The 25759-nt window shown below is 72.0% G+C and carries 23 protein-coding genes; 9 read left to right on the top strand and 14 right to left on the bottom strand.

Features of this window, described 5'->3' with window-relative positions; all coding sequences use genetic code 11:
• Nucleotides 1–11 precede the first annotated feature (11 nt).
• From K415_RS0116655 to K415_RS0116620, 8 genes are all read left to right on the top strand, one after another.
• Nucleotides 12–338, top strand: coding sequence for a hypothetical protein (locus K415_RS0116655; protein ID WP_029663999.1), 327 nt, complete (start codon nucleotides 12–14; stop codon nucleotides 336–338).
• Between the two features lie 62 nt (nucleotides 339–400).
• A complete protein-coding gene (gene tatA, locus K415_RS0116650; RefSeq protein WP_029663998.1) occupies nucleotides 401–616 on the top strand; it encodes a Sec-independent protein translocase subunit TatA in 216 nt (71 codons plus the stop codon).
• Nucleotides 597–1427, top strand: coding sequence for a twin-arginine translocase subunit TatC (gene tatC / locus K415_RS0116645; RefSeq protein WP_369795247.1), 831 nt, complete (start codon nucleotides 597–599; stop codon nucleotides 1425–1427). The genes tatA and tatC overlap by 20 nt, the downstream gene beginning before the upstream one ends.
• Nucleotides 1424–2341, top strand: coding sequence for a diacylglycerol kinase family protein (locus K415_RS0116640; RefSeq protein WP_231494922.1), 918 nt, complete (start codon nucleotides 1424–1426; stop codon nucleotides 2339–2341). Before tatC ends, K415_RS0116640 begins: the two co-directional genes overlap by 4 nt.
• Nucleotides 2342–2372: 31 nt before the next feature.
• Nucleotides 2373–5291 (top strand): RNA helicase, encoded by a 2919-nt coding sequence (locus tag K415_RS0116635; RefSeq protein WP_024288173.1) that lies wholly within the window; start codon nucleotides 2373–2375, stop codon nucleotides 5289–5291.
• Between the two features lie 28 nt (nucleotides 5292–5319).
• Complete coding sequence (locus K415_RS0116630; protein ID WP_024288172.1) at nucleotides 5320–6972, top strand: amidohydrolase; 1653 nt, start codon at nucleotides 5320–5322, stop codon at nucleotides 6970–6972.
• Between the two features lie 482 nt (nucleotides 6973–7454).
• Entirely contained in the window at nucleotides 7455–9023 is a 1569-nt protein-coding gene (gene lnt, locus K415_RS0116625) for an apolipoprotein N-acyltransferase (protein ID WP_024288171.1), read from the top strand.
• Nucleotides 9013–9861, top strand: a complete 849-nt coding sequence (locus K415_RS0116620) for a polyprenol monophosphomannose synthase (RefSeq protein WP_024288170.1) — start codon at nucleotides 9013–9015, stop codon at nucleotides 9859–9861. The genes lnt and K415_RS0116620 overlap by 11 nt, the downstream gene beginning before the upstream one ends.
• Nucleotides 9862–9888: 27 nt before the next feature.
• On the opposite strand, the gene K415_RS0116615 is transcribed toward K415_RS0116620, so the two are convergent.
• The 7 genes from K415_RS0116615 to K415_RS0116585 all read right to left on the bottom strand — a co-directional run bounded on the left by K415_RS0116615 (nucleotide 9889) and on the right by K415_RS0116585 (nucleotide 17001).
• The gene (locus K415_RS0116615) at nucleotides 9889–10233 is read right to left on the bottom strand and encodes an RNA polymerase-binding protein RbpA (protein WP_024288169.1); all 345 of its coding nucleotides are present in this window, start codon (nucleotides 10231–10233) and stop codon (nucleotides 9889–9891) included.
• 218 nt (nucleotides 10234–10451) lie between these two features.
• On the bottom strand, nucleotides 10452–12515 hold the full coding sequence (locus tag K415_RS0116610) for an ABC transporter ATP-binding protein (RefSeq protein ID WP_024288168.1): 2064 nt from the start codon (nucleotides 12513–12515) through the stop codon (nucleotides 10452–10454).
• Between the two features lie 2 nt (nucleotides 12516–12517).
• Nucleotides 12518–13030 carry a heme-degrading domain-containing protein gene (locus tag K415_RS0116605; RefSeq protein WP_024288167.1) on the bottom strand — a complete coding sequence of 171 codons (513 nt, stop codon included), beginning with the start codon at nucleotides 13028–13030 and terminating at the stop codon, nucleotides 12518–12520.
• Nucleotides 13031–13220: 190 nt separating this feature from the next.
• Nucleotides 13221–14507, bottom strand: a complete 1287-nt coding sequence (locus K415_RS0116600) for an MFS transporter (protein WP_024288166.1) — start codon at nucleotides 14505–14507, stop codon at nucleotides 13221–13223.
• A gap of 197 nt (nucleotides 14508–14704) precedes the next feature.
• Nucleotides 14705–15052, bottom strand: a complete 348-nt coding sequence (locus tag K415_RS0116595; RefSeq protein ID WP_024288165.1) for a hypothetical protein — start codon at nucleotides 15050–15052, stop codon at nucleotides 14705–14707.
• A gap of 423 nt (nucleotides 15053–15475) precedes the next feature.
• Nucleotides 15476–15973 (bottom strand): GNAT family N-acetyltransferase, encoded by a 498-nt coding sequence (locus K415_RS0116590; RefSeq protein WP_024288164.1) that lies wholly within the window; start codon nucleotides 15971–15973, stop codon nucleotides 15476–15478.
• 89 nt (nucleotides 15974–16062) lie between these two features.
• On the bottom strand, nucleotides 16063–17001 hold the full coding sequence (locus K415_RS0116585; RefSeq protein ID WP_024285365.1) for an IS1595 family transposase: 939 nt from the start codon (nucleotides 16999–17001) through the stop codon (nucleotides 16063–16065).
• Between the two features lie 103 nt (nucleotides 17002–17104).
• Here K415_RS0116585 and K415_RS0116580 point away from each other — a divergent pair, with 103 nt between their 5' ends.
• Nucleotides 17105–17437 carry a hypothetical protein gene (locus tag K415_RS0116580; protein WP_024288163.1) on the top strand — a complete coding sequence of 111 codons (333 nt, stop codon included), beginning with the start codon at nucleotides 17105–17107 and terminating at the stop codon, nucleotides 17435–17437.
• 27 nt (nucleotides 17438–17464) lie between these two features.
• Here the strand turns inward: K415_RS0116580 and K415_RS0116575 are convergent, their stop codons facing one another.
• The 7 genes from K415_RS0116575 to K415_RS0116545 all read right to left on the bottom strand — a co-directional run bounded on the left by K415_RS0116575 (nucleotide 17465) and on the right by K415_RS0116545 (nucleotide 25740).
• Nucleotides 17465–18838 carry a hypothetical protein gene (locus K415_RS0116575; RefSeq protein WP_024288162.1) on the bottom strand — a complete coding sequence of 458 codons (1374 nt, stop codon included), beginning with the start codon at nucleotides 18836–18838 and terminating at the stop codon, nucleotides 17465–17467.
• Nucleotides 18839–18889: 51 nt separating this feature from the next.
• A complete protein-coding gene (locus K415_RS0116570) occupies nucleotides 18890–20065 on the bottom strand; it encodes a hypothetical protein (protein WP_024288161.1) in 1176 nt (391 codons plus the stop codon).
• On the bottom strand, nucleotides 20065–20610 hold the full coding sequence (locus K415_RS0116565) for a sigma-70 family RNA polymerase sigma factor (RefSeq protein ID WP_024288160.1): 546 nt from the start codon (nucleotides 20608–20610) through the stop codon (nucleotides 20065–20067). The genes K415_RS0116570 and K415_RS0116565 overlap by 1 nt, the downstream gene beginning before the upstream one ends.
• Before the next feature lie 131 nt (nucleotides 20611–20741).
• Nucleotides 20742–20879 carry a hypothetical protein gene (locus tag K415_RS24100; protein WP_155859506.1) on the bottom strand — a complete coding sequence of 46 codons (138 nt, stop codon included), beginning with the start codon at nucleotides 20877–20879 and terminating at the stop codon, nucleotides 20742–20744.
• 53 nt (nucleotides 20880–20932) lie between these two features.
• Nucleotides 20933–24331 (bottom strand): pyruvate carboxylase, encoded by a 3399-nt coding sequence (locus tag K415_RS0116555; protein WP_024288159.1) that lies wholly within the window; start codon nucleotides 24329–24331, stop codon nucleotides 20933–20935.
• A gap of 131 nt (nucleotides 24332–24462) precedes the next feature.
• The gene (locus K415_RS0116550) at nucleotides 24463–25068 is read right to left on the bottom strand and encodes a MerR family transcriptional regulator (RefSeq protein ID WP_051480624.1); all 606 of its coding nucleotides are present in this window, start codon (nucleotides 25066–25068) and stop codon (nucleotides 24463–24465) included.
• A 171-nt stretch (nucleotides 25069–25239) separates the two neighbouring features.
• On the bottom strand, nucleotides 25240–25740 hold the full coding sequence (locus tag K415_RS0116545; RefSeq protein WP_369795246.1) for a bifunctional nuclease family protein: 501 nt from the start codon (nucleotides 25738–25740) through the stop codon (nucleotides 25240–25242).
• Nucleotides 25741–25759 lie beyond the last annotated feature (19 nt).

Genomic DNA, 25759 nt, shown 5'->3' with positions numbered 1-25759 from the left:
AGCCTGGTCCGGTGCTGTGGTTCATCGTCTGGACGGTCCTGGTCGTGGGCACCCTGGTGGGTGCCTTCTTCCTGCTGCGCAAGATCTACCGCTCGGGACAGGCACTGGCGTCGGAGCTCGGTCGCGCCTCCGACGTGGTGGCCGAGGTCGCCGAGCGCGCCGAACAGCTCGCGGCGGCGGCCGACCGGGCCGGGGCCCTGGCGCCGGTGAACCTGATCGACCCCGAACCGGCACGCGCGCGGCGCGCCGAGTCAGCCCTGGCAACCGCACTGCGGCGCGCAGCACGTGCTGCGCGGCACGAGCAGACCTACCGGCGCTGGCGTGCGCTGTCCCGCTGACCTGCGCAGATCCCGCGCCGGCGCAGGTAGCATGGTCCGACTCGACCGAGAGGGGCATCATCGTGGGCAACCTGCGGGGCTGGGAGTGGTTGATCCTCCTGGCGATCGTGCTCCTGCTGTTCGGTGCGCGACGTCTGCCCGACCTTGCTCGAAGCGTCGGCAGGTCGATGCGGATCTTCCGGTCGGAGGTCAAGGACCTCGGCAAGGACGACGCCCCACCGACCACGGACGGCGCCGGCACACCGACCGACGACGACAGTGAGCACCGCACGTCCTGAGGCGGCCCGCTCGGGGCGCGGTGCGCGCCGGAAGCCGGACGGGCGGATGCCGTTGCGCCAGCACATCCGCGAGCTGCGCAACCGCGTGCTGCTCGTGGCGGCGGGACTCGTCGTCGGTACCGCCGTCGGCTGGGCCCTCTACCCGCAGCTGTTCGCCGCCCTGCAACGACCCGTGGTCGAGCTGGCCCGCAGCCGCCAGCTCGACATCGCCCTGAACTTCGGCGGCGTCGCGACGCCGCTCGACCTGCAGATCAAGGTCTCGCTCTTCGCCGGCGCGATCCTCACGAGCCCGTGGTGGATCTACCAGCTGTGGGCGTTCGTCACCCCTGGCCTGACCCGACGGGAGCGGTGGTACACCCTGGTGTTCATGGGCGCCGGGGTCCCGCTCTTCCTGTCCGGCGCTGCCCTGGCCTGGTGGGTGCTGCCGAAGGCGGTGGGCCTGCTCGCCGGCTTCACGCCGGACGAGGCGGTCAACCTGATCGACGCCCAGGTGTACCTGTCGTTCATCATGCGCATGGTGCTGGCCTTCGGCCTCGCCTTCCTGCTGCCCGTGGTCATGGTCGGGCTCAACTTCGCCAGAGTGGTGCGGGGGCGCACGTGGCTGGCGGGCTGGCGGTGGGCGGTGCTGCTCGCGTTCGTCTTCGCCGCCGTCGCGACGCCCACGGCCGACGCGATCTCGATGTTCGCCCTCGCCGTGCCGATGTGCGCGCTGTACTTCGGCGCGGTCGGCATCAGCCTGCTGCACGACCGGCGTCAGGATCGGCGCACCGACGCCGAACCGCCCGGTACGAGCGCGGAGGTCGCCAGGTGACCGGCATCACGATCGGTGTCGTCGTCAACCCCACGGCCGGCCACGGCCGGGGCTCCGTCCGCGGGCACCACCTGCTCACCGCGGCCCGCCGCCGGGGCCACACCCTGGTCGACCTCACGGCCGACGACCTGGCGTCCGCGACGCAGCACGTCCGGCAGGCGATCGTCCATGGGCTCGACGCCCTCGTCGTCGTCGGCGGCGACGGCATGGTGCACCTGGGCGTCAACGTCGTGGCGGAGACCGACCTGCCGCTCGGCATCGTCGCGGCCGGCAGCGGCAACGACGTGGCCCGCGCCATGGGGCTGCCGCGGCACGACGTCGGGGCGGCGGTGCGCGCGATCGAGAGCGGCCTGGAGACCGGCGGCCGACCCGTCGACGCGGTCATCGCCGGGCCACCGGACTACAGCGCGCACGAGTGGTACCTCGGTGTGCTCTCCGGCGGCCTCGACGCCGCCGTCAACGCGCGCGCCAACGACCTGACGTGGCCACGCGGCGGCGGCCGCTACGTGCGCGCCCTGCTGGCCGAGGTCACCCGGTTCCGGCCCTACGGGTACCGGATCACCCTGGACGACGAGGTCTGGGAGTCGACCGGGTCGCTCGTCGCCGTCGCGAACGGTGGCTGGTTCGGCGGCGGCATGCGGATCGCGCCCGACGCCCGGATGGACGACGGCCTGCTCGACGTCGTGATCGTCGGTCCGCTCGGCCGGATCGGGCTGATGAGCGTCTTCCCGCGGATCTACGCCGGCACCCACATCCAGCATCCCGCCTGCACCGTCCTGCGCAGCCGGACGGTCCTGATCGAGCCGAGCCCGACGGGTCCGATGCCGCCGGCGGCCTTCGCCGACGGGGAGCGCCTCGGTCCCCTCCCGCTGCGCGCCGAGGTCAGACCGGGTGCGGTCCGTCTCCTGGCCTGAGCACCACCCCGACAGTGCCTAGGCTGGCTCCATGTCCTCGCCGGCCGAGCGGTACGGAGCATCCCGCCGTCGGGCCGTGGAGCAGCGATCCGAGCTCGCGACGTTCGCCGCGCAGCTCGGTTTCGTCCTCGACCCGTTCCAGGCGGAGGCGTGCGGAGCGCTCGAGGGTGGCCGCGGCGTCCTGGTCGCGGCCCCGACCGGTGCGGGCAAGACGGTCGTCGGTGAGTTCGCGGTCCACCTGGCCCTGACCCAGGGGCGCAAGGCGTTCTACACCACGCCGATCAAGGCACTGAGCAACCAGAAGTACTCCGACCTCGTCCGCCGGCACGGCGTGGCGAACGTCGGTCTGCTCACCGGCGACACGACGATCCACGGTGAGGCCCCGGTGGTCGTCATGACGACCGAGGTGCTGCGCAACATGCTCTACGCGGGCTCGCCGACCCTCGACGGCCTCGGCTACGTGGTGATGGACGAGGTGCACTACCTCGCCGACCGGTTCCGGGGCCCGGTCTGGGAGGAGGTCATCATCCACCTGCCGGACGACGTCCAGCTCGTCTCGCTGTCGGCGACGGTCTCCAACGCCGAGGAGTTCGGCGACTGGCTGACGATGGTCCGCGGGGACACCGCCGTCGTGGTCAGCGAGATCCGCCCGGTGCCGCTGTGGCAGCACGTCCTGGCCGGTGACGGCCTGTACGACCTCTACGCCGGGCACGTGGACCCGACGGCACCAGGGATCGACCCGCCGATCAACCCTGAGCTCGCGCAGGCCCTGCGCCGCCAGGACAGGTCGGCCGGGCCGCCGCGTGGGCGTGGCGACCGCGGGTACCGGGGCAGAGGGGCGCGCCAGGGCGCACCGGTCCACAGCGGGGGCAGCGGCGGCGGCGGGTTCCGACGACCAGCGCCCCGCTTCGCGGTCGTCGACGTCCTGGACCGCGACGGTCTGCTGCCGGCGATCTTCTTCATCTTCTCCCGCGCGGGCTGCGACGCCGCGGTGCAGCAGTGCCTCGGCGCGGGCCTCCGGCTGACCACCGCCGAGCAGCAGGCGGCGATCCGGGCGACCATCGAGGAGCGCTGCACCGTGCTGCCCTCCCAGGACCTGGCGGTCCTGGGCTTCTGGGAGTGGAGCCAGGCCCTCGAACGCGGGATCGCCGCGCACCACGCGGGGCTCCTGCCGCTGTTCAAGGAGACGGTCGAGGACCTCTTCTCGCGTGGCCTGGTCAAGGTCGTCTTCGCGACCGAGACGCTCGCCCTGGGGATCAACATGCCGGCCCGCTCGGTCGTGCTCGACAAGCTCGTCAAGTGGGACGGGTCGGCACACCTGGACATCACGCCGGGGGAGTACACCCAGCTGACCGGTCGGGCCGGGCGTCGGGGCATCGACATCGAGGGCCATGCGGTCGTGGTCGACCACGGCGGTCTCGACCCGGTGGCGCTGGCCGGGCTCGCCTCGCGGCGGACGTACCCGCTGCGCTCCAGCTTCCGGCCCACGTACAACATGGCCGTCAACCTGGTGGGACAGGTCGGCCGGGACCGGGCCCGCGAGGTGCTCGAGACGAGCTTCGCGCAGTTCCAGGCCGACCGCGGGGTCGTCGGCCTCGCCCGTCAGGCCCAGGCCCATGCCGAGGCACTCGACGGGTACGCCGCGGCGATGCGGTGCCACCTGGGGGACTTCACGGAGTACGCGGCACTGCGGCGTCGGCTCGCCGACCAGGAGAAGAACCTGTCCCGGGAGTATGCCCGGGCCCGCCGCTCCGAGGCTCTGGCGAGCCTGCAGCAGCTCCGGATCGGCGACGTCGTCCAGATCCCCACCGGACGTCGTGCCGGCTATGCCGTGGTGCTCGACCCGGGCCGTGACGCCGGGCTGGACGGTCCGCGACCGACAGTCCTGACCACCGAGCGCCAGGTACGGACGCTCTCGGCCGGCGACCTCACCCACGGCGTCCGCTCCGTGACCACGATCCGCGTGCCGAAGAACTTCTCGCCCCGGAACGTCGCAGCACGGCGCGACCTCGCCACGGCCATGCGCAGCGCGCTGGCGGAGCAGCCGCGCACCCGTCCGGACGAGCGGGCGGGCGATGCCACACCATCCGGGCGTACCGACCGCAGCGATCGGACGGCGCGTGGTCGCACCAGCGACCCGGGTCCTTCGGCGGGGGCGGACGACGCGACGATCGAGAGCCTGCGCCGACGCCTGCGCAGCCACCCGTGCCACGGCTGCTCCGACCGCGAGGACCATGCCCGCTGGGCCGAACGGCACCACCGGCTCGCGCGCGAGCACGACGCCCTCGTGCGCCGGATCGAGGGTCGCACGAGCTCGATCGCGCGGGTCTTCGACAAGATCTGCGACGTCCTGACGACCACCGGCTACCTCGAGGTCGTCGCTCCGGAGCAGGCCGACGACGCGCGTGACGCCGGCCGACCGGCCGGCCGGACCAGGGTCACCCGGGCGGGCCAGTCGTTGCGCCGGCTGTACGCGGAGAGCGATCTGCTGGTCGCCGAGTGCCTGCGCACGGGCGTCTGGGACGGCCTCGACGCACCCGGCCTCGCGGCGGTGGTCTCGGCGGTCGTCTTCGAGGCCCGGCGGGAGGACCGCGAGACACCACCGCCCGTCCCCGGCGGACCGCACGGCCGGCTCGCGACGGCGATCGACGAGACCACCCGGGTGTGGTCACGGCTGGACGACCTCGAGACGTCGCACGGCCTGCAGCCGACCCGACCCCTCGACCTCGGCATCGTCGAGCCGGTGCACCGCTGGGCCAGCGGCCGGAGCCTCGGCCCGGTCCTGGCCGGCACCGACCTCGCCGCGGGAGACTTCGTCCGCTGGTGCAAGCAGGTGATCGACCTGCTCGACCAGCTCGGCCAGGCCGCACCGACCACGGCGACCCGGACGACGGCGAGGCGCGCGGTCGAGCTCCTGCGTCGCGGCGTGGTCGCCTACAGCTCGGTCTGAGACGCCGCCCGTGCGCTACGTTCAGCGCGTGCGCTCCACCTTGTACCGCAACGGGGTCATCCACTCCCGCACGGATCCCTTCGCCGAGGCCGTCCTGGTCGCCGACGGGCAGGTCGCCTGGCTCGGCAGCGAGGACACCGTCCACACCGTCCTCGACGGCGTGGACGAGGTCGTGGACCTCGACGGTGCGCTGGTCACCCCTGCCTTCGTCGACGCCCACGCGCACGTCCTCGAGACCGGCCTCGCGCTCGAAGGTCTCGACCTGTCGGCCGCCGCCGGCATCACCTCCTTGGCCGGTGCGCTCGAGGCCGTCGCCGACGCCGCGCGCCGGGCACGCGCAGCGGGCAGCGCCGCGCCGCTGGTGGGCCACGGCTGGGACGAGACCCGCTGGCCGGAAGCTCGGCCGCCGAGCCGCAACGAGCTCGACCGCGCGACCGACGGCGCCCCGGTCCTCCTGTCCAGGGCGGACGGGCACTCGGCCGTCGTCTCCAGCTCGTTCGCCGTCGTCGCCCGCTGCCAGGACCACGCAGGCTGGTCCGCCGACGGCCTGGTCACGGGCGCCGCGCACCACGCGGCACGTGAGGCCGCCCGGGACGTGGACCCGGGTCGCCGCGACCGGGTCTGCCGGCTCGCCCTCGGTGCGGCAGCGGCCGCCGGCATCGTGAGCCTGCACGAGCACAGCGCGCCGTTCGTCGACACCCGCGAGGGCCTCGCCCTGCTGCTCGCGATGACGGCCGATCCGACGAGCGGTCTCCCGGGCGTCGTCGGGTACCGGGCCGAGCTGTGCGAGACGTCCGACGACGCGCACGCGATCCTCGCCGCGATCCCCGGGCTGGCCGGCATCGGCGGGGACCTGTTCGCGGACGGCTCTCTCGGCTCCCGGACCGCAGCCCTTCGCAGGCCCTACGCTGACCTCGATCCGGCGGGCGCGCGCACCTCGGGCGAGCTCACCCTGAGCGCCGAGCAGGTGGCCAACCACGTCGCCGCCGTGACCCGGGCCGGCTCGCAGGCCGCCTTCCACGTGATCGGTGACCGGGGGCTCGACGAGGTCCTGCTCGGCTTCCAGGCCGCGTCCGAGGTGGAGGGGATCGAGGCGTTGCGCGCGGCCGGTCACCGGCTCGAGCACGTCGAGATGGTCGACACCCGCGCCCTGGCGACCCTCGTGCTGCTCGGGCTGACCGCGAGCGTCCAGCCCGCGTCCGACGCCGTCTGGGGTGGTCCGGACGGGATGTACGCCCGGCGCCTCGGACCGTCCCGCGCGGCGGGCCTCAACCCGCTGGCCGACCTCGCCGGAGCCGGCGTGCCGATGGCGTTCGGGTCCGACTCCCCGGTGACGCCGTTCGACCCCTGGGGTGCCGTGCACGCCGCGATCGCCCACCACGAGCCGAGTCAGCGCATCTCCGCGCGGGCCGCCTTCCGGGCCCACACCAGCGGCGGTTGGCGAGCAGCGCACCTGATGCACACCGGGGCAGGGGAGATCCGGCTCGGAGCGCCCGCATCGCTCGCTCTCTGGCGGGTCGAGAGCCTCGGCGTTCAGGCGCCGGACGGCCGCCTCGCCGCCTGGAGCACCGACCCGCGCGCCGGGACGCCACTGCTGCCCGAGCTGGGGCCGGACCTCGCCGCGCCGCAGTGCCTGCGGACCCTCCGGGACGGCGTCGTGATCTACGACACCCTCGGCTGAGACGGCCAACACAGCAGCTGTCGGACGGCCGGCCGCGGACCGCCGGGCGCCGGGCGGGTCGCATGCCCGACACGCCGAGCGACACGCCGCTACGCGTGGACTCACCCAGATGACGGAGCCCTCGCTGACCTGCGCCTATGGCGCTGACCTGCACCTTTGTCGTCTTGACTCGTCCGCTGGAGCCGATAGGTTTGCGGATGTTCCTCCCCGTGGCCGCTGCGCAACGGCTCGCTTCACGCGCGCCAGTGTGCGCCCGCTCGACGGAGGAGACCGGCTTGGCCCGCGTGTTCAGTAGAGAATGGACGACCCCCTCACGGGATGCCGTCGTCCGGTCCGAAGGACACGCGGGCCAGTCAGCCGGCCCCGATCACCACCCCGCTGGTGCCGAGCCCGACCGCGCCGCCCTGAGCCCCGCCCTGGCGCGTCCACCACGCTCTGCCGTGCCCGTCGGCCGGTCCTCCCGCAGCCGATACCCTGGGCCGGTGCCGTTCGCCGCGCCCCGCCGGGGGACCACCCTCCTGCTCGCCGTCGGCGGTGGACTGGCGTGCGATGCCGGCTTCCCCGGACTCGGCTGGTGGCCGCTCGCGTTCGTCGGGATCGCCCTGCTCTTCCTCGCACTCGGCCGCGACAGCGCGCGCTGGAACGCCCTGGTCGGGCTGACCTTCGGGCTCGCGTTCTTCCTCCCGCACATCACCTGGGCCAAGTTCGCCGTCGGGGTCGTGCCCTGGTTCGGCCTGTCCCTCGTCGAGGCGGGCTCGGTCGCGCTGTTCGGTGCGGCCTGGGCGTGGGCGCGGCGTGGTGCGGTCATCTGGAGCCGGACGCGGTTCCAGGTCCCGGTCTTCGCGGTCCTGTGGGTCGGCCTCGAGGAGGCCCGCTCGGTCTGGCCGTTCGGTGGCTTCCCATGGGGCAGGCTCGCGTTCTCCCAGGCCGACTCGCCCCTCGGCCGGATGGCCTGGCTCGGTGGCACCCCGCTCGTGTCCGCCGTGGTGGTCGTGGTCGGGGTGATGCTGGCCCTCGCGTTCCTGGCGATGCGACGGATCGACATCGGCGTGGCGAGCGGGTACCTGCTGCTCGGTGCGGTGGTCGTCGGCTCGGGCTGGCTGGTGCCCCTGGACAGCTCCGCCCAGGCGGGCCGGCTCACGGTCGGCGCGGTGCAGGGCAACGTGCCGAACCTGGGTCTCGACTCCTTCCAGCAGGCGCGGCTGGTCCTCGACAACCACCTCACGGGGACCTACGCACTGCTCGACCAGGTCGAGCCCGGAGCCCTCGACCTGGTGCTCTGGCCCGAGAACGGCACCGACATCGACCCACGCGCGGACGCCACGGCCGGCGCCGCCGTCAGTGCCGCCGCGCAGGCGCTCGGCGCACCGATCCTGGTCGGCACGGACGAGTACCCGGAGTCCGGTGGCCGACTCAACGAGGGGCTTCTGTGGGACCCGGCGCTCGGCCCGGTCGACTCCTACGCCAAGCAGCACCCGGCCCCGTTCGCCGAGTACATCCCGATGCGGGACATCGCGCGCCGATTCTCCGAGGCCGTCGACCGGGTGCGCACCGACATGGTCCCCGGCACGGAGGTCGGCCTGCTCGAGCTCGACTCAGCACGGCTCGGTCGGGTCGTCGGCATCGGGGACGTGATCTGCTTCGAGGTCGCCTACGACGACCTCGTGCGCGACGCGGTCCTGGCCGGCGCCGAGGTCCTCGTCGTGCAGACGAACAACGCGACCTTCGGCGCGACCGACGAGTCGACCCAGCAGCTCGCGATGTCCCGGCTGCGGGCGATCGAGCACGGCCGGGCCACGGTCCAGATCTCCACTGTCGGAGTGAGCGCCGTGATCACCCCCGCCGGCCTCGTCGTCGCGGACACCGGCCTGTTCACCGCTGAGCAGATGGTCGCGGGCCTCCCGCTCCGCACGGAGCTCACCCCGGCGACCCGTTTCGGGGACGGCCTGACCTGGGCGTTGCGCGCGCTTGCCGTCATCTGCACGGTCGCCGGGATGGCCGGCGCTGCCAAGATCCGACGAGTGGACCGTGAGGTGGCCGATGGCTCCTGAGGACGATCGCCCCCCGCGCAGCCACGCCGACGATGCAGGCCACGCAGACGACGCACGGCGCACGCTCGTCGTGATCCCCACCTACGACGAGGCCGTGACCCTTCCGGTGACCCTCGGCAGGTTGCGGCGCGCGGTACCGGCCGCCGACGTGCTCGTCGTCGACGACGCGAGCCCGGACGGCACGGGCGCCCTCGCGGACCGGCTCAGCACTGACGACCGCGCGGTGCACGTCCTGCACCGCACCGGCAAGCAGGGGCTCGGTTCGGCCTACGTCGCCGGGTTCCGGTGGGCCCTGGCGGCCGGCTACGACGTGGTGGTGGAGATGGACGCCGACGGCTCGCACCAGCCGGAGCAGCTCCCGCTGCTGCTCGATGCGCTGGACGCAGGCCGCACCGAAGGCGTCGAGCTGGTCATCGGATCGCGCTGGGTCCCGGGCGGACAGGTCGAGAACTGGCCGCGCCACCGCGAGCTGCTGTCCCGTGGCGGGAACACCTACACGAGGCTGGCGACGGGCTTGCCGCTCCGGGACGCCACGGCCGGCTTCCGCGCCTACCGCTCCTCGGTGCTGCGACGCATACCCCTGGCCGAGGTCGCCTCGCAGGGCTACTGCTTCCAGGTGGACATGGCCGTCCGGGTCGTGCGGGCCGGCGGCGGCGTCCGAGAGGTCCCCATCCGGTTCGTCGAACGGACGCAGGGCCGCTCGAAGATGAGCCGGCAGATCGTCGTGGAGGCCCTCGTCCGCGTCACCGCGTGGGGCCTGACCCGACGTGGGCGACAGGTGCGCGACGCGTTCGGACGCGCGACGACGGCCGCCGCCCGGAGGCGACGGCCGTCGTGAGATCGAGCCGGTCGGTGACCTGAGGGGTCAGGCCGAGCGGCGAAGCTTGCCCGCCCGCAAGAGCTGCAGCCGCTCGGTGAGCAGCTCCTCGAGCTCACCGACGGTGCGACGTTCCAGGAGCATGTCCCAGTGCGTGCGCGGTGGCTTGCCGGACTTCGGTTCGGGCTGGCTCGCGTCACGCAGGAGAGCCTCCTTGCCGCAGCGGCACTCCCACACGACGGGGACGTCGGCCTCCGCGGAGAAGGGGAGCACGATCGTGTGCCCGTCAGGGCAGTCGTAGTACGCCTGGAACCGCGGGGCGAACTCGACGCCCACATCGGTCTCCATGCTGTGTGCGCCGATGCGCATGCCGCGCAGGGATCGGTCAGCCATGGGTTGACCTCCGTTCTGGCTGCTGGGACGAGCGGAAAGGTTGCCCCGCTCGGTCGTCATCTTCCACTCACACAACGCCCGCGTAGGAGGTGGTGTTCCGCGAAGATCGTGAAGGTCCGGTGAACGTGTCCTCGTCCCCGGCGGCCGGCCCTCATGACCGGCGCGTCGACCCGCACCCAACGGTCCCGTGCCTTGGCCTGACCTGCAACTTCTCGCGGTCAGCCCACCTGCTCGCGGCGCAGCGGCTGGGCCAGGACGACGCCGTCGGTGAACATGACGCCGTCGGCGAAGCGTGCCTCGACCCGACCCCCGCCGAACTGCTCGGCGTGCAGCCGGGCGTACAGGCCGCCGGACTCCAGCAGCTCGTCGTGCGAGCCGCGCTCGACGACCTGGCCGTCGTCGACGACGAAGATCACGTCCGCATGCCGGATGGTCGAGAGCCGGTGCGCTATCGCGATCGTCGTGCGACCGGCCATCACCTCGGTCAGGGCCTGCTGGACCAACCGTTCGGAGGCGGTGTCCAGCGCCGACGTCGCCTCGTCGAGGATCAGGATCCTGGGATCCTTGAGCACGACCCGGGCGATCGCCAGGCGCTGCTTCTCCCCGCCGGAGAGCCGATAGCCCCGTTCGCCGACCGTCGTGGCGTAGCCGTCGGCAAAGGCCATGATCCGGTCGTGGATGTTCGCCGCCCGGGCCGCGTCGGCGAGCTCGGCATCGGTGGCGTCCGGGCGCGCGTAGCGCAGGTTCTCGGCGATGCTCGCGTGGAAGAGGTACGGGTCCTGGGTCACCATCCCGACGGTCTCGGCCAGCGAGCCGAGTGCGAGCTCCCGCACGTCGTGACCGTCGACCAGCACCGCGCCCCGGTTCACCTCGTACAGCCGCGGGACGAGGTACGTCAGCGTCGTCTTGCCTGCCCCGGAGGGCCCGACGAAGGCCGCGAGCTGACCGGCACGCACCGTGAGCGAGACCCCACGCACGGCCCAGACCCTCGTGTCGGGCCGACCCGGGGGGTCAGCGTCGACCGACGGTGGCTGGCGGCGGACGGCCGGGGCACCTCCGCCTCCACCGAGGTGCCCGCCCGGCGCGGCGCCGTAGCCGAGCATCGCCCCCCGCCCGCCGCCCATCCCGCCGCCCATGCCGCGCATCCCGCGCTGCTCGAACGGGGAGGGCGCCGGAGCGACGAGTCGTGGGGGAGGGGGGTAGGAGAACCAGACGTCGACCAGCTCGACGTCACCGCGGACGCTCGTCACGTCCAGCCGGACCGGATCGGCCCGGTCGGTGATCGCCGGCACGAGGTCGAGGTACTCGAAGATGCGTCGGAACAGAGCGAGCGACGTCTGGACGTCCATCGCGACCCGCATCAGGGAGACCATCGGCATCAGCAGCCGGGCCTGCAGCGTGGAGAACGCGACAAGCGTGCCTGCCGAGATCTGGCCGCCGCCGTCGAGCATGATCCCCGACGCCAGGTACACGAGGGCCGGGGTGATCGCCATGAACGCGGTCACCACACCGAAGAAGCCCTGTCCGGCCATCGCCTGGCGCACCTGGAGGCCGACCTGGCGCTCGTTCTCGTCGCGGTACCTCGCGATCTCGACGTCGGCCCGGTTGAAGACCTTCGACAGCAGGACGCCGGAGACGCTCAGCGCCTCCTCGGTGATCGCCGTCATGTCGGAGAGCGACTCCTGCGTCCGGCGGGCCAGCACCTGACGGCGGGCGCCGACCCGCCGCTGCAGGACCAGGAAGACGGGCATGAGCGCAAGTGAGATCAGCGTGAGCTGCCAGGAGAGCAGGAGCATCGCGACGAGCGACGCGATCACTGTCACCGCGTTGGACAGGATGCTGGCCGCTGTGTTCGTCAGGACCGAACGGACGCCGCCGACGTCGTTGGCCAGCCGCGACTGGATCGAGCCGGTCTTCGTCGCCGTGAAGAAGGCGAGCTCCATCCGTTCGAGGTGCTCGAACAGGCGGCTGCGCAGCTCGGCCATGGCACGGTTGCCGACGGTCGTGGTCAGGTACGTCTGCCCGACGCCGATCCCCGCCGTGAGCAGCGGGACCACGACCATCCCGGAGACCAGCCAGGCGAGCAGCCGCAGGTCCACGTCACCGCCACCGACCGGGAACAGTGCCCGGTCGAAGACAGCCTGGGTGAGGAACGGCGTGACGATGCCCAGCCCGGCACCCACGACGATCGACACGGCGACCAGCACGAGGGACGACCGGTACGGCGACAGCAGGCCACCGATCCGGCGGAGCAGCGACCCGGTGTCCGACGGCACCGCCACGGTCAGGAGTCAACCAGGTGCGGCAGGTCGAGGAAGCCCTCGAGGGCTTCGACGACCAGCGCGTGGTCCTTGGCCTGCGGCAGACCGGAGACCGTCACCGTGCCGACGATGCCGACGTCCTTGACCGTGATCGGGAACGACCCCCCGTGGGCTGCGTACTCCTGCACCGGCAGGCCGGAGTCCTGCTCGAACGTGCTCCCGACGAGGCGGGAGCGCAGGCCGAGCAGGTAGGACGGCGCGCCGAACCGGTTCACCACCCGCACCTTGCGCTCGACCCACGAGTCGTTGTCCGGCGTCGTCCCCGGCAGCGACGCGTGGAAGAGCTGGTGACCGTTGCGCCGGACGTCGACCACGATGGGTAGTCGCCGCTCCCGGCCGAGCTCCACCAGCAGGCAGCCGAGCCGCCATGCGTCGTCGTTGTCGAAGTGCGTCAGCTGCAGCCGGTGCTGCTGCTCGGTCACGATGCCGATGAGTCGGGCGATCTCGGTGCTGTCCTGCGCCGCTGTGCCGGTCATGGGAAACCTCCTGTGCGTCGGGTACCAGCCTGCCGTATGCCAGGGACACCGGCACCCGGCGTTCGCTCAGCGCCGGAAGGACGATCCCGCAGCACCGACCTCTCGACCTGAAGACGGGAGGTCCTATTAGTTGATCCTACAACTATCACTCCGTGGGCCGATGGATCGGCGGGGGAGTGGTCGTCGCGGCCTACGGCTCCGGGTGCTCGGCGTCGTAGTGCCGGAAGCGAGGCTGCAGCACCGCGAAGGCGGTAACGCCCAGCGCGCACGCCAGTCCACCGACGACGGCTGCGAAAGCCTCGCCACGCAGACCGCCGAGCGCACCGAGCACCAGGTCACCGAGTCGGGGCCCGCCGGCGACCACGACGATGAAGATGCCCTGCAGCCGGCCCCGCATCGCGTCCGGCGTCGCGGCCTGCAGGATGGTGGAGCGGAAGATGCTGCTGACGGTGTCGGCCGAGCCGGCCAGCACCATGCACGCCGTCGCAGGCCACAACGTCCAGGACGCTCCGGAGCCGTCGGCCAAGGGAGCCGCAGCACCCGGCGCCGAGGCGACCACCAGTCCGAACGCGGTCACGGCCAGGCCCCAGCCGACGATGGCAACGATCACCGCGCGCCCCTGCCGCCGGACCGCGCCCAGCCGCCCGGAGAACAGGCCGCCCAGGATCGAACCAGCCGCAATCCCTGCGGTCAGGATGCCCACCGTGGGTTCCCCGCCACCGATCAGAACCGCTCCGATGGCGGGGAACAGGACGCGTGGCATCGCAAGGACCATCGCCATCAGGTCGACCGCGAACGTCGCGCGGATGTTCGGTCGGGTCCGGAGGAACCGCAGTCCCTCGAGGACCGAGCCGAGGCCGGCACGTCGCACCGCGCCCTCCGGTGGCATCGGAGGGAGTGCGACGAGCGTCACGAGCGCCACCGCCAGGAGCACGACCTCGATGCTGTACGCCGTGCGGTACCCGCCCCAGCCGACCAGGAAGCCCGCGAGCAGCGGCCCGATCGTCATGCTCACACCGAACGACAGGCTCGACAGCGCGTTGGCGGCCGGCAGCAGCCGCAGCCCGATCAGCCGCGGCAGGACGGCCGTGCGAGCCGGCGAGCTGATCGCGAACACGCCGCTCTGGACGGCCACCAGGACGTAGAGGACCCGCACGTCGTCACCTCCCAGCCAGGCCTGGACGGCGAACCCGAGCGCCACGAGGAACAGCCCCGACGACGTGAGCAGGATGACCCGGCGCCGGTCGTGCGCGTCGACGATCGCCCCGCCGTACAGGCCCAGGACGACCAGCGGGACGAACGCGAAGAGCCCGACCAGCCCGACGCTCGCGGTCGAACCCGTGAGGTCGTAGACCTGCAGCCCGACGACGACGGTGGTCAGCGCGGTGCCGATGCCCGACAACGACGTCCCGAGCCACATCCTGCGGTACGGGACGCTGACCCGCAGCGGGGTCAGGTCGAGCAGCAGCCGGGACACCGGCACATTCTGCTGCACCGCCGGCGGCGTCAGATGCCGGCCGACGCGTCGTGCCGTGCAGATCCGTCACTCGGCCGCGGTACGCACCGAGACGTGGGTACGACCCGAGACGTGCGTTCGGCCCGTCACGTCGACGTGACGGGCCGAACGCACGATCAGGTCGGCGGCGATGACCGCCGGGGCGTGTCGAGCTGCGGTCAGGTCGGGACCTCGACGTCGCCGTAGCAGTAGATGACGTGGCTCAGGTCCTTGCCGGTCGCGTGACCGTAGGGCACTCCGGCCGTCGGCATCGCGATGACGTCGTTCGCCGCGGACCCGCTACCGGCCTTGAGGACCAGGAGCGTGTACGTGCCGGACGGCGAGGCGGGCAGCGTGTAGGTCGTGATGCCGTCCGCGATCTCGACCTTCACGCACGTGTCGCCGGTGTACGCCTCCCAGTAGGAGGTGTGGTTCAGGATCGGGTCCGTGGGGGCGGCGACGGCGGGCGCGCCGGCTGCGAGAACGGCGAACGCCGCCAGGGCAAGTGCCGTCAGGGTCTTCTTCATAGGAGTCCTCCTGGAACGTGAGATCCGGCCGGACTGGGTCGCCCGGCCGCGGTACCCGTGCCGCCGGCGACCCCCTCGCCCTCGGCGACACCCTGTGATCACCCACAGATGGTGACCTGTTTGTCCGTTTTGTCGGACTTCCATCCAGTCTAGTCGTCGTGAAGCCCCACGGAGTGGTCCGAGCGGGTGAACCGCGGGTCGACCATGTGCCATGTCGGTCGATGCGCGGGCCGCAGGCGCCAGAAGGTCCACACACACGTTCAGTCGCGACATTCGTTCAGTCGCGAGCAGTCGACGAGCGGAGCAGGTCCCATCACTTAGCCGATAATGTACATTATGTCATTACGGCTCGGAGAACCCTACTCAGAGCACTCCCCGGTGCAGCCGCCGGCCGAACGAGGCGACCGCGACGAGTGCACGTCCTCACGCCGCGTCATCGGGCAGCGTGCGGACCCAGCGTTCCTCGGTCCTGGTCGGGTCGCGCGGCAACGGCATCGTCACACCCGACGGCTCGAAGCCGAGTCGTCGGTAGGACGCCTGCGCCGCGAGGTTGTCCTGGACGACCCACAGCGAGAGCGTCCGGGCGCCGTCCTGCCGCGCCCATGACGCGACAGCACTCAGCAGGTCGGCCGTCACGCCGTGGCCCCGGTACGTCGGCCGCACCCACAGCGCCAGCACGTGCCGGTCGTCGGGCTCCGCTCCGGGCTCAGGCATGCCGGCCACCAGGCCGACCTGCGCGCCGTGGTCGTCCGCGACGAACCAGGCGGTCGACCGCAGCCGCATCCGCCAGTGACTCTCCTTGAACCCGAGCTCACGAGCCGGCGACGACCCGAACGCCTCCGGAGCCTCGCTCAGCGCCTCGAGGCGCAGATCGCGCAAGGACTCCCAGCCCTCCTCCGTCAGCCGGCACACAGTGGTCATCCGGACATGATGCCCGACCCGGAGATCCCCCGACCGACGCCCGATGTCGAACACCTGTATTGGGTATCTGCTTGAGTCAAGTGTGCAGGTCAGACGCTGTTTTCGGTGCCGCCGATGAGGCTAGTCAGGGGGTGGGGGTCGGTGGCGACGGCTTGTTGGAGCAGGCGGTAGAACAGCAGGCCGCGTGAGCGTGAGGAGCGACGGTTGAACCGGAAGGTGAACTCGTCGAGGTAGTAGTCCAGCTGGCGCTTGGAGATCCCGTGGTGCAGGGTCCCGGCGACCCAGCGTTTGAGCAGCGAGGCAACCAGGTGGACCCCGGGCAGGTACTCGTGGGCCGGCTCGACCGAGGAGATCAGGACCCGGTACTCGTGGGTGAAGCCCTGCTCGCCGAGCTGGCGCAGGTTGCGGGCGCCGTCGGTGCGGATGTGCGCGCCGGGGGCTATCACCCGGTGGGCGAAGTCCACGAGCTGGTTGGAGTTGCGTGCATCGGCCCTGGCCAGACGGATCCGGCCGATCTTGCGGCCCCCGGGGGTCTCGACCGCGACCATCACCGGGACCTTGGTGATCACCACGCTCGACGCCTTCTTCGCGCGCCCACCGACCATCGTCTCGTCCAGCTCGACGACCCCGGCCAGCAGCTCACGCTCGGGGCGGACCATCGCCCGGCGCAGCTTGTGCATCCACGCCCAGGCGGTCTCATAGGACCCGAACCCCAGGACCTGCTGCAACGTGCTGGCCGAGACCCCGTTCTTCGACGCGCAGACGAACCAGATCGCCGCGAACCACGTCGTCAACGGTGTGTGGGACCGGTGGAAGATCGTGCCCGCCGTGACCGACGTCTGACGCCCGCACCCCGAGCACATCCACATCCCCCGCCGGGCGGTGCGCCACGCCCGGTCCGACCCGCACCCCGGACACACGAACCCGCCCGGCCAGCGCAACCGGGCCAGGTACGCCAGGCAGTCCGCCTCCGTGGAGAACCACGCCACCAACTGCTGATGGGTGCGCGGGTAGTCCACCCCTGCCACCGGAATCCGCTCGTCCATACCCCAGAATCTACTGGACTCAAGCAGATACCCAATACGTATGTTCGAATCGCATCGTGACGCTCCCCCGTGAGACCCTTCTCCCATGCCTGCCACGCCTGCCGATCACTCCCCCGACGACGCAGCCCCGACCGATCGCGACGGTGCCGCGAACCTCACGTTCGCCGGGAACCGCTCGCTCGACAGCCGCTGGTGGTGGTCCCCCACGCTGATGATCGTCGTGGGCGCCGTCGTGATCGGCTACCAGTTCGGGGCGATCCTCGGTGAGGGCGGGATCTGGCTCAACTGGGTGATGGTCGCTGTGGCCGCCGGGGTGGCGATCGCGGGCCTCGTCTCCCTCAAGCGGGCCTACGCCGCCGAACGGGCCACACGCGCGACCGACACCGCCCCCACGGCCGACACCGGGCACGGGTCCTGACCTGCCGATCGCGCCCGGCGTCGGCGCCTACCTGACGACGACCTGGCGCACGCCCTCGGCGTCGCCGACCCGCGGCACGACCACCCGCACCGCTCCGTCCGGCCCGTTCAGGACGACCAGCTCACCGCCAGGGTCACCGCAGCTCTCGAGCCGCCTGCCGACGAACGTCTCCCCGCGATGTCCTAGGACGTCGACCCCGCTGACCTCCGCCGTGTAGATGCCCCCCGCATCGAGCGTGCCGAACGACACAGCCCCGCAGTCGCCGTACCACCGGGCGTAGCGGGTTCCCTCGACCTCCCACAGGTCGGTGATGCCGTAGTCCACGACCGACTCGGACACGTGCGAGCTGAGCCGTGTCGCCGCCTGGCCGGTCATCGGGATCAGCCACATGTTGCTGCCGGTCAGCCGGAGGGTCGGGTCGCCCGGGTTCGGGCCGAAGTCATCGGCGCACCCGGCCAGCAGACGTGTGCTGTCCCACCAGCGGATCGGGCGGCACGACACCGTCCCGGCAGGCAACGGGATCGGCGTGGTCGTCGTGCCGTCGACGCTCACGCGGGACAGTCCGTCGTCGCCCGCGGCCGACAGCCCGTCGCCACCGACGACGACGTACGTCCCGTCCTGGCCGTACAGCCACGTCGGTGAGAACCAGTCCCCTTGCTGGTCCACTCCGGCGACCAGCGTGGCCAGCTCCTGACCGTCCAGGGAGAACCGCTTGAGCCAGCCGCGCTCGCCGTTCGTGGCCCGCACGACGACATTCCGGCCGGTCGGCTGGGTGAAGGACGCGGCGAAGGTCCCGAAGCCCGGTTCGAGGTCGAAGCTCGCGACGACGTCGCCGGTCTCCAGGTCGAGCGCCTGAACCGTGGTGTACCCCTCCGACCTGCCTTCGGGGCCGGTCAGGACGAGCACCAGCGACGACGTCGCCGCCCAGTCCGCCAGTCGGACGTGCGCGCCCACCCCGAAGTCGTGCGCCTGGTAGACCTCCCCGTCAGGACCAGCGAGGTAAAGGATGGTGGGTCCCGCGGTGAACGGTACGTCGGCCTGGACGGCGCTGTACTCGACGAGGCTCCAGCCCTCCCCCGCACCGGCCAGGAGGCCGCGCTCCAAGGGCCTGGCGGGCGGCAGGTTCGGGTGCGTCGTCACGGTCCCGATCACGACGGGCTCGCCCGGGCCGGACGACGGTGTCGGGGCGCTCGCGGACGGCGACGGGCTCGCGGACGGCGACGTGTCGCCAGACGCCGACGGCCCGACGGACACCGAGGCACCCGACGGCGGCATGGTCGGCCCGGGCCTCCAGGGCGCCGCGACAGCGAGCACGACCACCCCTGCCAGCAGGAGCACCGCGACGACGAGCGACCGGCGACGCCGACCGGCCGGTTCGCGGACAACCTCACCCAGGCCCACGTCGCTCGTCTCCTTCCATGGTCAACCGTGCATCCAGCGAGCTACCGGCGGTCAGCACTCCGGTTCCCCGACCGGGCTGGCACAGACCACTGGTGAGGGCGGGCCCTCGCCCGCGGCGGTGAACGCGACCACCCGGAAGTACGTGGCGGCGGAGGTCGTCACCTCGAGGTACTCGAAGTCCCAGGCTGTCGCCGCGTCCCGGTAGTCGTCGATGTGGACGTACTCGTTGGGAGCGCCGGACTCGATCGTCGTCTCACCGGTGGCGATGTCGATCGACGCGGATGCGGTGAAGGGTCCGTCCGGCGAGTCCGACCGGTACACGCGGTAGCCCGTGGCATTGGCGATCGGGACCCACCGGGCCACGACCTCCCCGGAACCGCCACCGGCACCGGCCTGCACACTGACGACCTGACCTGGAACCACGTCTGGTGCGCCGACCACGCATGGATCCGCTGCCCCAGGTGCCGGGTAGGCACAGACCACGACCGATGGCAGCCCCTCGCCCGCCGCGCTGAAGGCCGTCACCCGGAAGTAGGTGGGGGCGTAGTACAGATCCGACTCCCCTGCGTACACCTCTTCCTCGGAGTAGTCGACGTCCCAGAGGTACCCGAACTGCTCCTTGTAGGCCTCGTCGCGATGCGCGAGCTCGAGGACGTGCGCCCCGACCTCCGTCGCACCGGTCGTGAGATCGATCGCCGCGGTCTTGACGAAGGGCCCGTCTGCGGACCTCGACCGGTACACGCGGTAGCCGGTGGCGTCCGCGACCTCGGACCACCGGAGGTACTCCTCTCCGGAGCCCCCGCCCGGACCGGCGTCGATCACCGTGACCTGACCGGGGACCACACCCGAGGTGGTCACGCTGGGGGTCGAGGTCCTGTCGGGGGCGGGGACGGTCTCGGACGGCGTCGCACTCGGTGACGGTGCGGGCTCGGGGGTCGGGGACCAGGACGGTGATGGTGCCGGAGACGAGGACACCGAGGGCGTCGGACTCGGTCCCGGGACCAGCACGGGCGGGGCGTCGTCCCACGGCCGGCCCAGCCCGAGGATGCCCAGACCGACCACTGCCACGCCCGCGACGGCGAGCATCGCCCCGCCGACCACCCGGCGCCGGCGGACGTCGCCGACGAACCGGTCGAGAGTGGCCGAGGAGTACGGGAACTCACGGTCGGCCGCGGCAGCCTCGTCGCGCGCGGTGGCACGGATCATCGCCGACAGCTCGTCGCTCATCAGCCGGCCCTCCTTCCGGTCACGTGCACCTCGACCGTCGGGGTGTCGCCGACGTGCGGGTCGGCCGCGGTGCCGAGCGCCGCGTTCAGGTGGTGGATGCCGTCGCTCAGATAGCGCTTCACCGCGCCGTCGCTCAGCCCGAGCGCCGCCGCGATGTCGGCCACCGGCAGGTCGTCGTAGAACCGCATGACCACGCAGGTCCGCTGGCGCCGCGGCAGGGTCCCCAACGCGGCCCGGACGTCCAGCCGATCGGCGACGTCGTCGTCCGGGGCGGCCGCTCCCGCCACCAGGCGGGGCAACGCGACGAGCCAGGCGCGCCGCGATCGCACCTGGTCGATGAACGCGCTGGCGATCGCGCGCCGGACGTACGCGTCGGCCGCATTCACGTTCGGGAAGGACCGTGGCCGGCCGAACGTCCGCACGACGGCATCGTGCACGAGGTCCTCGGCCTCGCCCCGGTCGCCCGTCAGCAGCGCCGCGTACCCGATCAGCGCCGAGCGCCGATCCCGCACGAGCTCCTCGAGAAGCCCCTGCCAGGCGGCCATCACCGGGCTCCCCTCTGCCGGTCGCGCATCCTGATCGTCTCACTGTATGAACGGATCAGGAGCCTGCAACGTTGTGCGGTCCGGCGATCGGGTGGAGCTGTGACGGGCGCTGATGGGGGCGGAGGCAGACCCTAGGCGCGCGTCGCGTCCGCGATCTCTTCCTCCGGCCGCGGCGGCACGGTCTCGTCGTACTCCAGGCGCGGGACGTCCTCGTGAGTCGGCTCGGGCACGTGCTCAGGCGCGGGACTCGTCGACGGGTTGACTGACATGGGCCACCTCCTCGCGGACAGGTGTCACAACGGTACGCCCGGTGGGCGACGCGTCAGCCGACCACCAGCACCAGATCGCCGCCCTCGAGCTGCTGGACGGCCCCGATCGCCAGACGCAGCACCTTGCCACCGATCGGCGTGGTGATCGCGGCCTCCATCTTCATCGCCTCGATCGTGGCCACGGTCTGACCGGCCTCGACCCGCTGCCCCTCCTGGACCAGCGGGCTGACCGCGCCGGCGAACGGCGCGGCGATCTGCCCAGGCGTGCCCGGGTCGGCCTTCTCGGCGGTCGCCTGGTCCACCTCGACGCTGCGGTCACGGACCTGGACGGGTCGCAGCTGCCCGTTGAGCGTGAACATCACGGTCCGCATCCCGCGCTCGTCGGGCTCCCCCACCGCCTCCATGCCGACCAGCAGCCGGACACCACGGCCCAGCTGCACCTCGACCTCCGTGGCGGGCCGCATGCCGTACAGGTAGCGGGCGGTGTCGAGCACGCTCGTGTCCCCGTACGTCGCGCGCACCTGCTGGAACTCCTTGGTCGGTCCAGGGAAGAGCAGGTGGTTGAGCCGGTCGCGCCGGGTCGTCGAGTCCCCGTCCAGGTCGGCGCGGTCCTGGTCCGTCAGGCGAGCCGTCTCCCGGTGCGGCGCGCGGCCCTGCAGGGCCAACGTGCGGAACGGCTCGGGCCAGCCACCGGGCGGGTCGCCGAGCTCGCCACCGAGGAAGCCGATCACAGAGTCGGGGATGTCGTACTCCTGGGGGGCAGCCGCGAAGTGGTCGGCGTCGGCGCCGCGCGCCACCAGGTGCAGCGCCAGGTCGCCGACGACCTTGCTCGACGGTGTCACCTTGACCAGCCGGCCGAGGACCTTGTCCGCGGCGGCGTACATCGCCTCGATCTGCTCGAAGCGGTCTCCGAGACCCAGCGCGATGGCCTGCTGGCGCAGGTTCGACAGCTGACCACCGGGGATCTCGTGGTCGTAGACGCGTCCCGTCGGTCCCGGCAGGCCGGACTCGAACGGCCGGTAGATCCGCCGGACGGCCTCCCAGTAGGGCTCGAGATCGCACACCGCCCGGAGGCTCAGCCCGGTGTCCCGGTCCCCGTGCTCGAGGGCCGCCACGAGCGCGGACAGCGGCGGCTGGCTGGTCGTGCCCGCCATCGCCGCGCTGGCGACGTCGACGGCGTCGACGCCGGCGTCGACCGCAGCCATCAGGGTCGCGAGCTGACCACCGGCGGTGTCGTGCGTGTGCAGGTGGACCGGCAGGTCGAAGCGCTCGCGCAGCGCGGTCACCAGCGTCTTCGCGGCGCCGGGGCGCAGCAGGCCGGCCATGTCCTTGACGGCCAGGACGTGCGCGCCGGACTCGACGATCCGCTCCGCCAGCCGGAGGTAGTAGTCCAGCGTGTAGAGGTCCTCACGGGGGTCCGAGAGGTTGGCCGTGTAGCACAGCGCGACCTCGGCGACCGAGGTGCCGACCTCACGCACGGCGTCGATGGCCGGCCGCATCTGGTCGACGTCGTTCAGGGCGTCGAAGATCCGGAAGATGTCGATCCCGGTCGCGGTGGCCTCACGCACGAAGGCGCGGGTCACCTCGGTCGGGTACGGCGTATAGCCGACGGTGTTACGCCCGCGCAGCAGCATCTGCAGCGCGACGTTCGGCAGCGCCTCCCGCAGCGCCGCGAGCCGGTCCCAGGGGTCCTCGCCGAGGAACCGCAGAGCGACGTCGTACGTCGCCCCACCCCACGCCTCGACACTGAGCAGCCCGCTGGTCATCCGCGCGACGTACGGCGCGACGGTGACCAGGTCGAAGGTCCGCACCCGGGTCGCGAGCAACGACTGGTGCGCGTCCCGGAAGGTCGTGTCGGTCACGGCGACGGCGGTCTGCTCCCGCAAGGCCTTGGCGAAACCTTCGGGTCCGAGCTCGAGCAGCCGTTGCCGGCTGCCGGCCGGGGCCGGGACGCTCAGGTCGAGCTGCGGCAGCTTGCGCTGCGGCTCGAGGATCCCCACCGGCGACCCGTACGGCCGGTTGACGGTGATGTTGCCGAGGTAGGAAAGGATCTTGGTGCCCCGGTCGGCGCTCTCCCTGGCCACCAGGAGCTGCGGCCGCTCGTCGATGAACGAGGTGGACAGCCGGCCCTCGACGAACTCGGGATCGGCCAGGACGGCCTGCAGGAAGGGGATGTTGGTCCGGACCCCGCGGATCCGGAACTCGGCGAGGGCCCGCCGCGCGCGACGGACCGCCGTCGGGTAGTCGCGACCCCGGCAGGTGAGCTTGACCAGCATCGAGTCGAAGTGGCCGCTGACGTCGGCGCCTGCGCTGGCGGTTGCCCCGTCCAGCCGCACGCCCGCGCCACCCGGCGACCGGTAGGCGACGATCCGACCGGTGTCGGGACGGAAGCCGTTGGCCGGGTCCTCGGTCGTGATCCGGGTCTGGAGCGCGAAACCGTTGACCCGCACGGTGTCCTGGGAGATGCCGAGGTCAGCGAGGGTCTCCCCCGCTGCGATCCGCATCTGCGAGGACACCAGGTCGATGTCGGTGACCTCCTCGGTGACCGTGTGCTCGACCTGGATGCGCGGGTTCATCTCGATGAAGACGTGCCGGCCCGCCCGCTCCCCCACCGTGTCGACCAGGAACTCGACGGTGCCGGCGTTGACATAACCGATGCTCCGCGCGAAGGCCACCGCGTCGCGGCACAACGCGTCGCGCAGCGCGGGGTCGAGGTTCGGCGCGGGGGCGATCTCGATGACCTTCTGGTGCCGGCGCTGGACCGAGCAGTCCCGCTCGAACAGGTGGACGATCTCGCCGGTGGCGTCGGCGAGGATCTGGACCTCGATGTGCCGGGGTCGCAGCACGGCCTGCTCGAGGAAGACGGTGGGGTCGCCGAACGCGCCGTCCGCCTCGCGCATCGCGGCTGCGAGGGCCGCCTTGAGGTCGGCCCGCGCAGCGACCCGTCGCATGCCGCGGCCGCCGCCGCCGGCGACCGCCTTGACGAACAGCGGGAAACCGACGGCATCGGCGGCGGCGAGCAGCTCGGCGACGTCGGACGACGGTTCGCTGGACGCCAGGACCGGGATCCCCGCGGCCCGCGCCGCGTGCAGCGCGCTGACCTTGTTCCCCGCGAGCTCGAGCACCTCGGCCGGCGGCCCGACGAAGGCGATCCCGGCCTCGACGCACGCCCGGGCCAGGGCCGGGTTCTCCGACAGGAAGCCGTAGCCCGGGTACACCGCGTCGGCACCCGACTCACGGGCCACCCGGATGATCTCCTCGATGTCGAGGTAGGCGCGCACCGGATGACCGGGGACACCGATCGGGTACGCCTCGTCGGCCTTGAGCCGGTGCTCGGAGTTGCGGTCCTCGTGCGGGAAGACGGCGACCGTGCGCGCGCCGAGCTCATAGGCCGCGCGGAAGCCACGTACCGCGATCTCAGCGCGGTTGGCGACGAGAACCTTGGAGAACACGACTCACCTCAGACGTAGCGGGGGCAGCAGCACGGTAGCCGCTCTGCGGTGCCGGCCGCCTCTCGTCCGCAGGCCGGACGCACGGGCGGTGATCGCCAGGTCCTCTGGCGGGTGCTGAGTCGTCCGGCCGATCAGCCGGCGGTGCGCGCCCGACGACGTTGCGCGAGCTCGTCGTTGCCCGTCGACGCGGTGGAGTCGTCGTCGACCCGCTCGGTCGGCAGCGCCGCGAGAGTCCCCTCGACCTCACGCCACACCCGGCCGACAGCGATCCCGAACACCCCCTGGCCACCCTGCACCAGGTCGATGACCTCGTCGGCCGACGTGCACTCGTACACGCTCGCACCGTCACTCATGAGGGTGATCTGGGCGAGGTCCTCGACGCCGCGCTCACGCAGGTGGGCGACGGCGGTCCGGATCTGCTGGAGCGAGACGCCGGTGTCGAGCAGCCGCTTGACCACCTTGAGCACCAGGATGTCCCGGAAGCTGTAGAGACGCTGGGTCCCGGAACCGCTGGCCGGCCGGATCGTCGGCTCGACGAGACCGGTGCGTGCCCAGTAGTCGAGCTGTCGGTAGGTGATGCCGGCAGCACCGCACGCCGTGGGGCCGCGGTAGCCGGTCGTGGTGTCCAGATCCGGCAGCTGGTCACCGAACAGCAGGCCCTGGGCACGCTGAGGAACGCCGACGGACTCCCCGATCGTCTCTCCGGTGCCGTTCACAGGCCACTCCCCTTCGTCCATCCACGACTCGTGATCCGCTCCGACGCTCCGGGGGCTACGGGATGTTCACTGGTCACGCTATGGCCGCAGGTGGGGGGCGTCAACGACGCCACGCTGAGCGGGGCCCGGCGTGTCGCCGCCGCGTGTCTCAATCTCCACCTGAAGGTCAGGGATGTCGCCGCCCGGACGTCCTCACGATGGCGGCCGCCGACCCTCAGGGCCTTCGTCACCGGCGACGAAGTCGTCCGGGCTCACGGTGTCGAGGAAGGCCCTGAACTCCTCGACCTCCTCGTCCGCCGTGTGCTCCTCGACCTCCAGGCCCGACTCGATCAGGACCTCCGGTGCGCACAGCACGGGGCACCCGGCACGCACGGCGACCGCGATGGCGTCCGAGGCCCGCGAGTCGACCCGCTCCCCGTTGTCCAGGACCAGCTCCGCGTGGAAGACCCCGTCGATCAGGGCGACGATCTCGACGCGCTCGAGGTCGACGCCGGTCGAGCGCAGGGTTGCGACCAGCAGGTCGTGCGTCATCGGACGGGGCGGGACGGCACCCGAGTGGGCCGCAGCGATCGCCGTCCCCTCGGCAAGACCGACGACGATCGGCAGCAGCCGCCGGCCGACGAGGTCGAGCAGGAGCACGACGACCTGGTCGAGGGGCGACTGCCGCCGCACTCCGAGGACCTCCAGCTCCACCAGCCCACCTGCCACACTG

The sequence above is a fragment of the Cellulomonas sp. KRMCY2 genome (genome assembly GCF_000526515.1).
Taxonomy (GTDB): domain Bacteria; phylum Actinomycetota; class Actinomycetes; order Actinomycetales; family Cellulomonadaceae; genus Actinotalea.
This window is presented reverse-complemented; position numbering and strand designations above follow the sequence as displayed.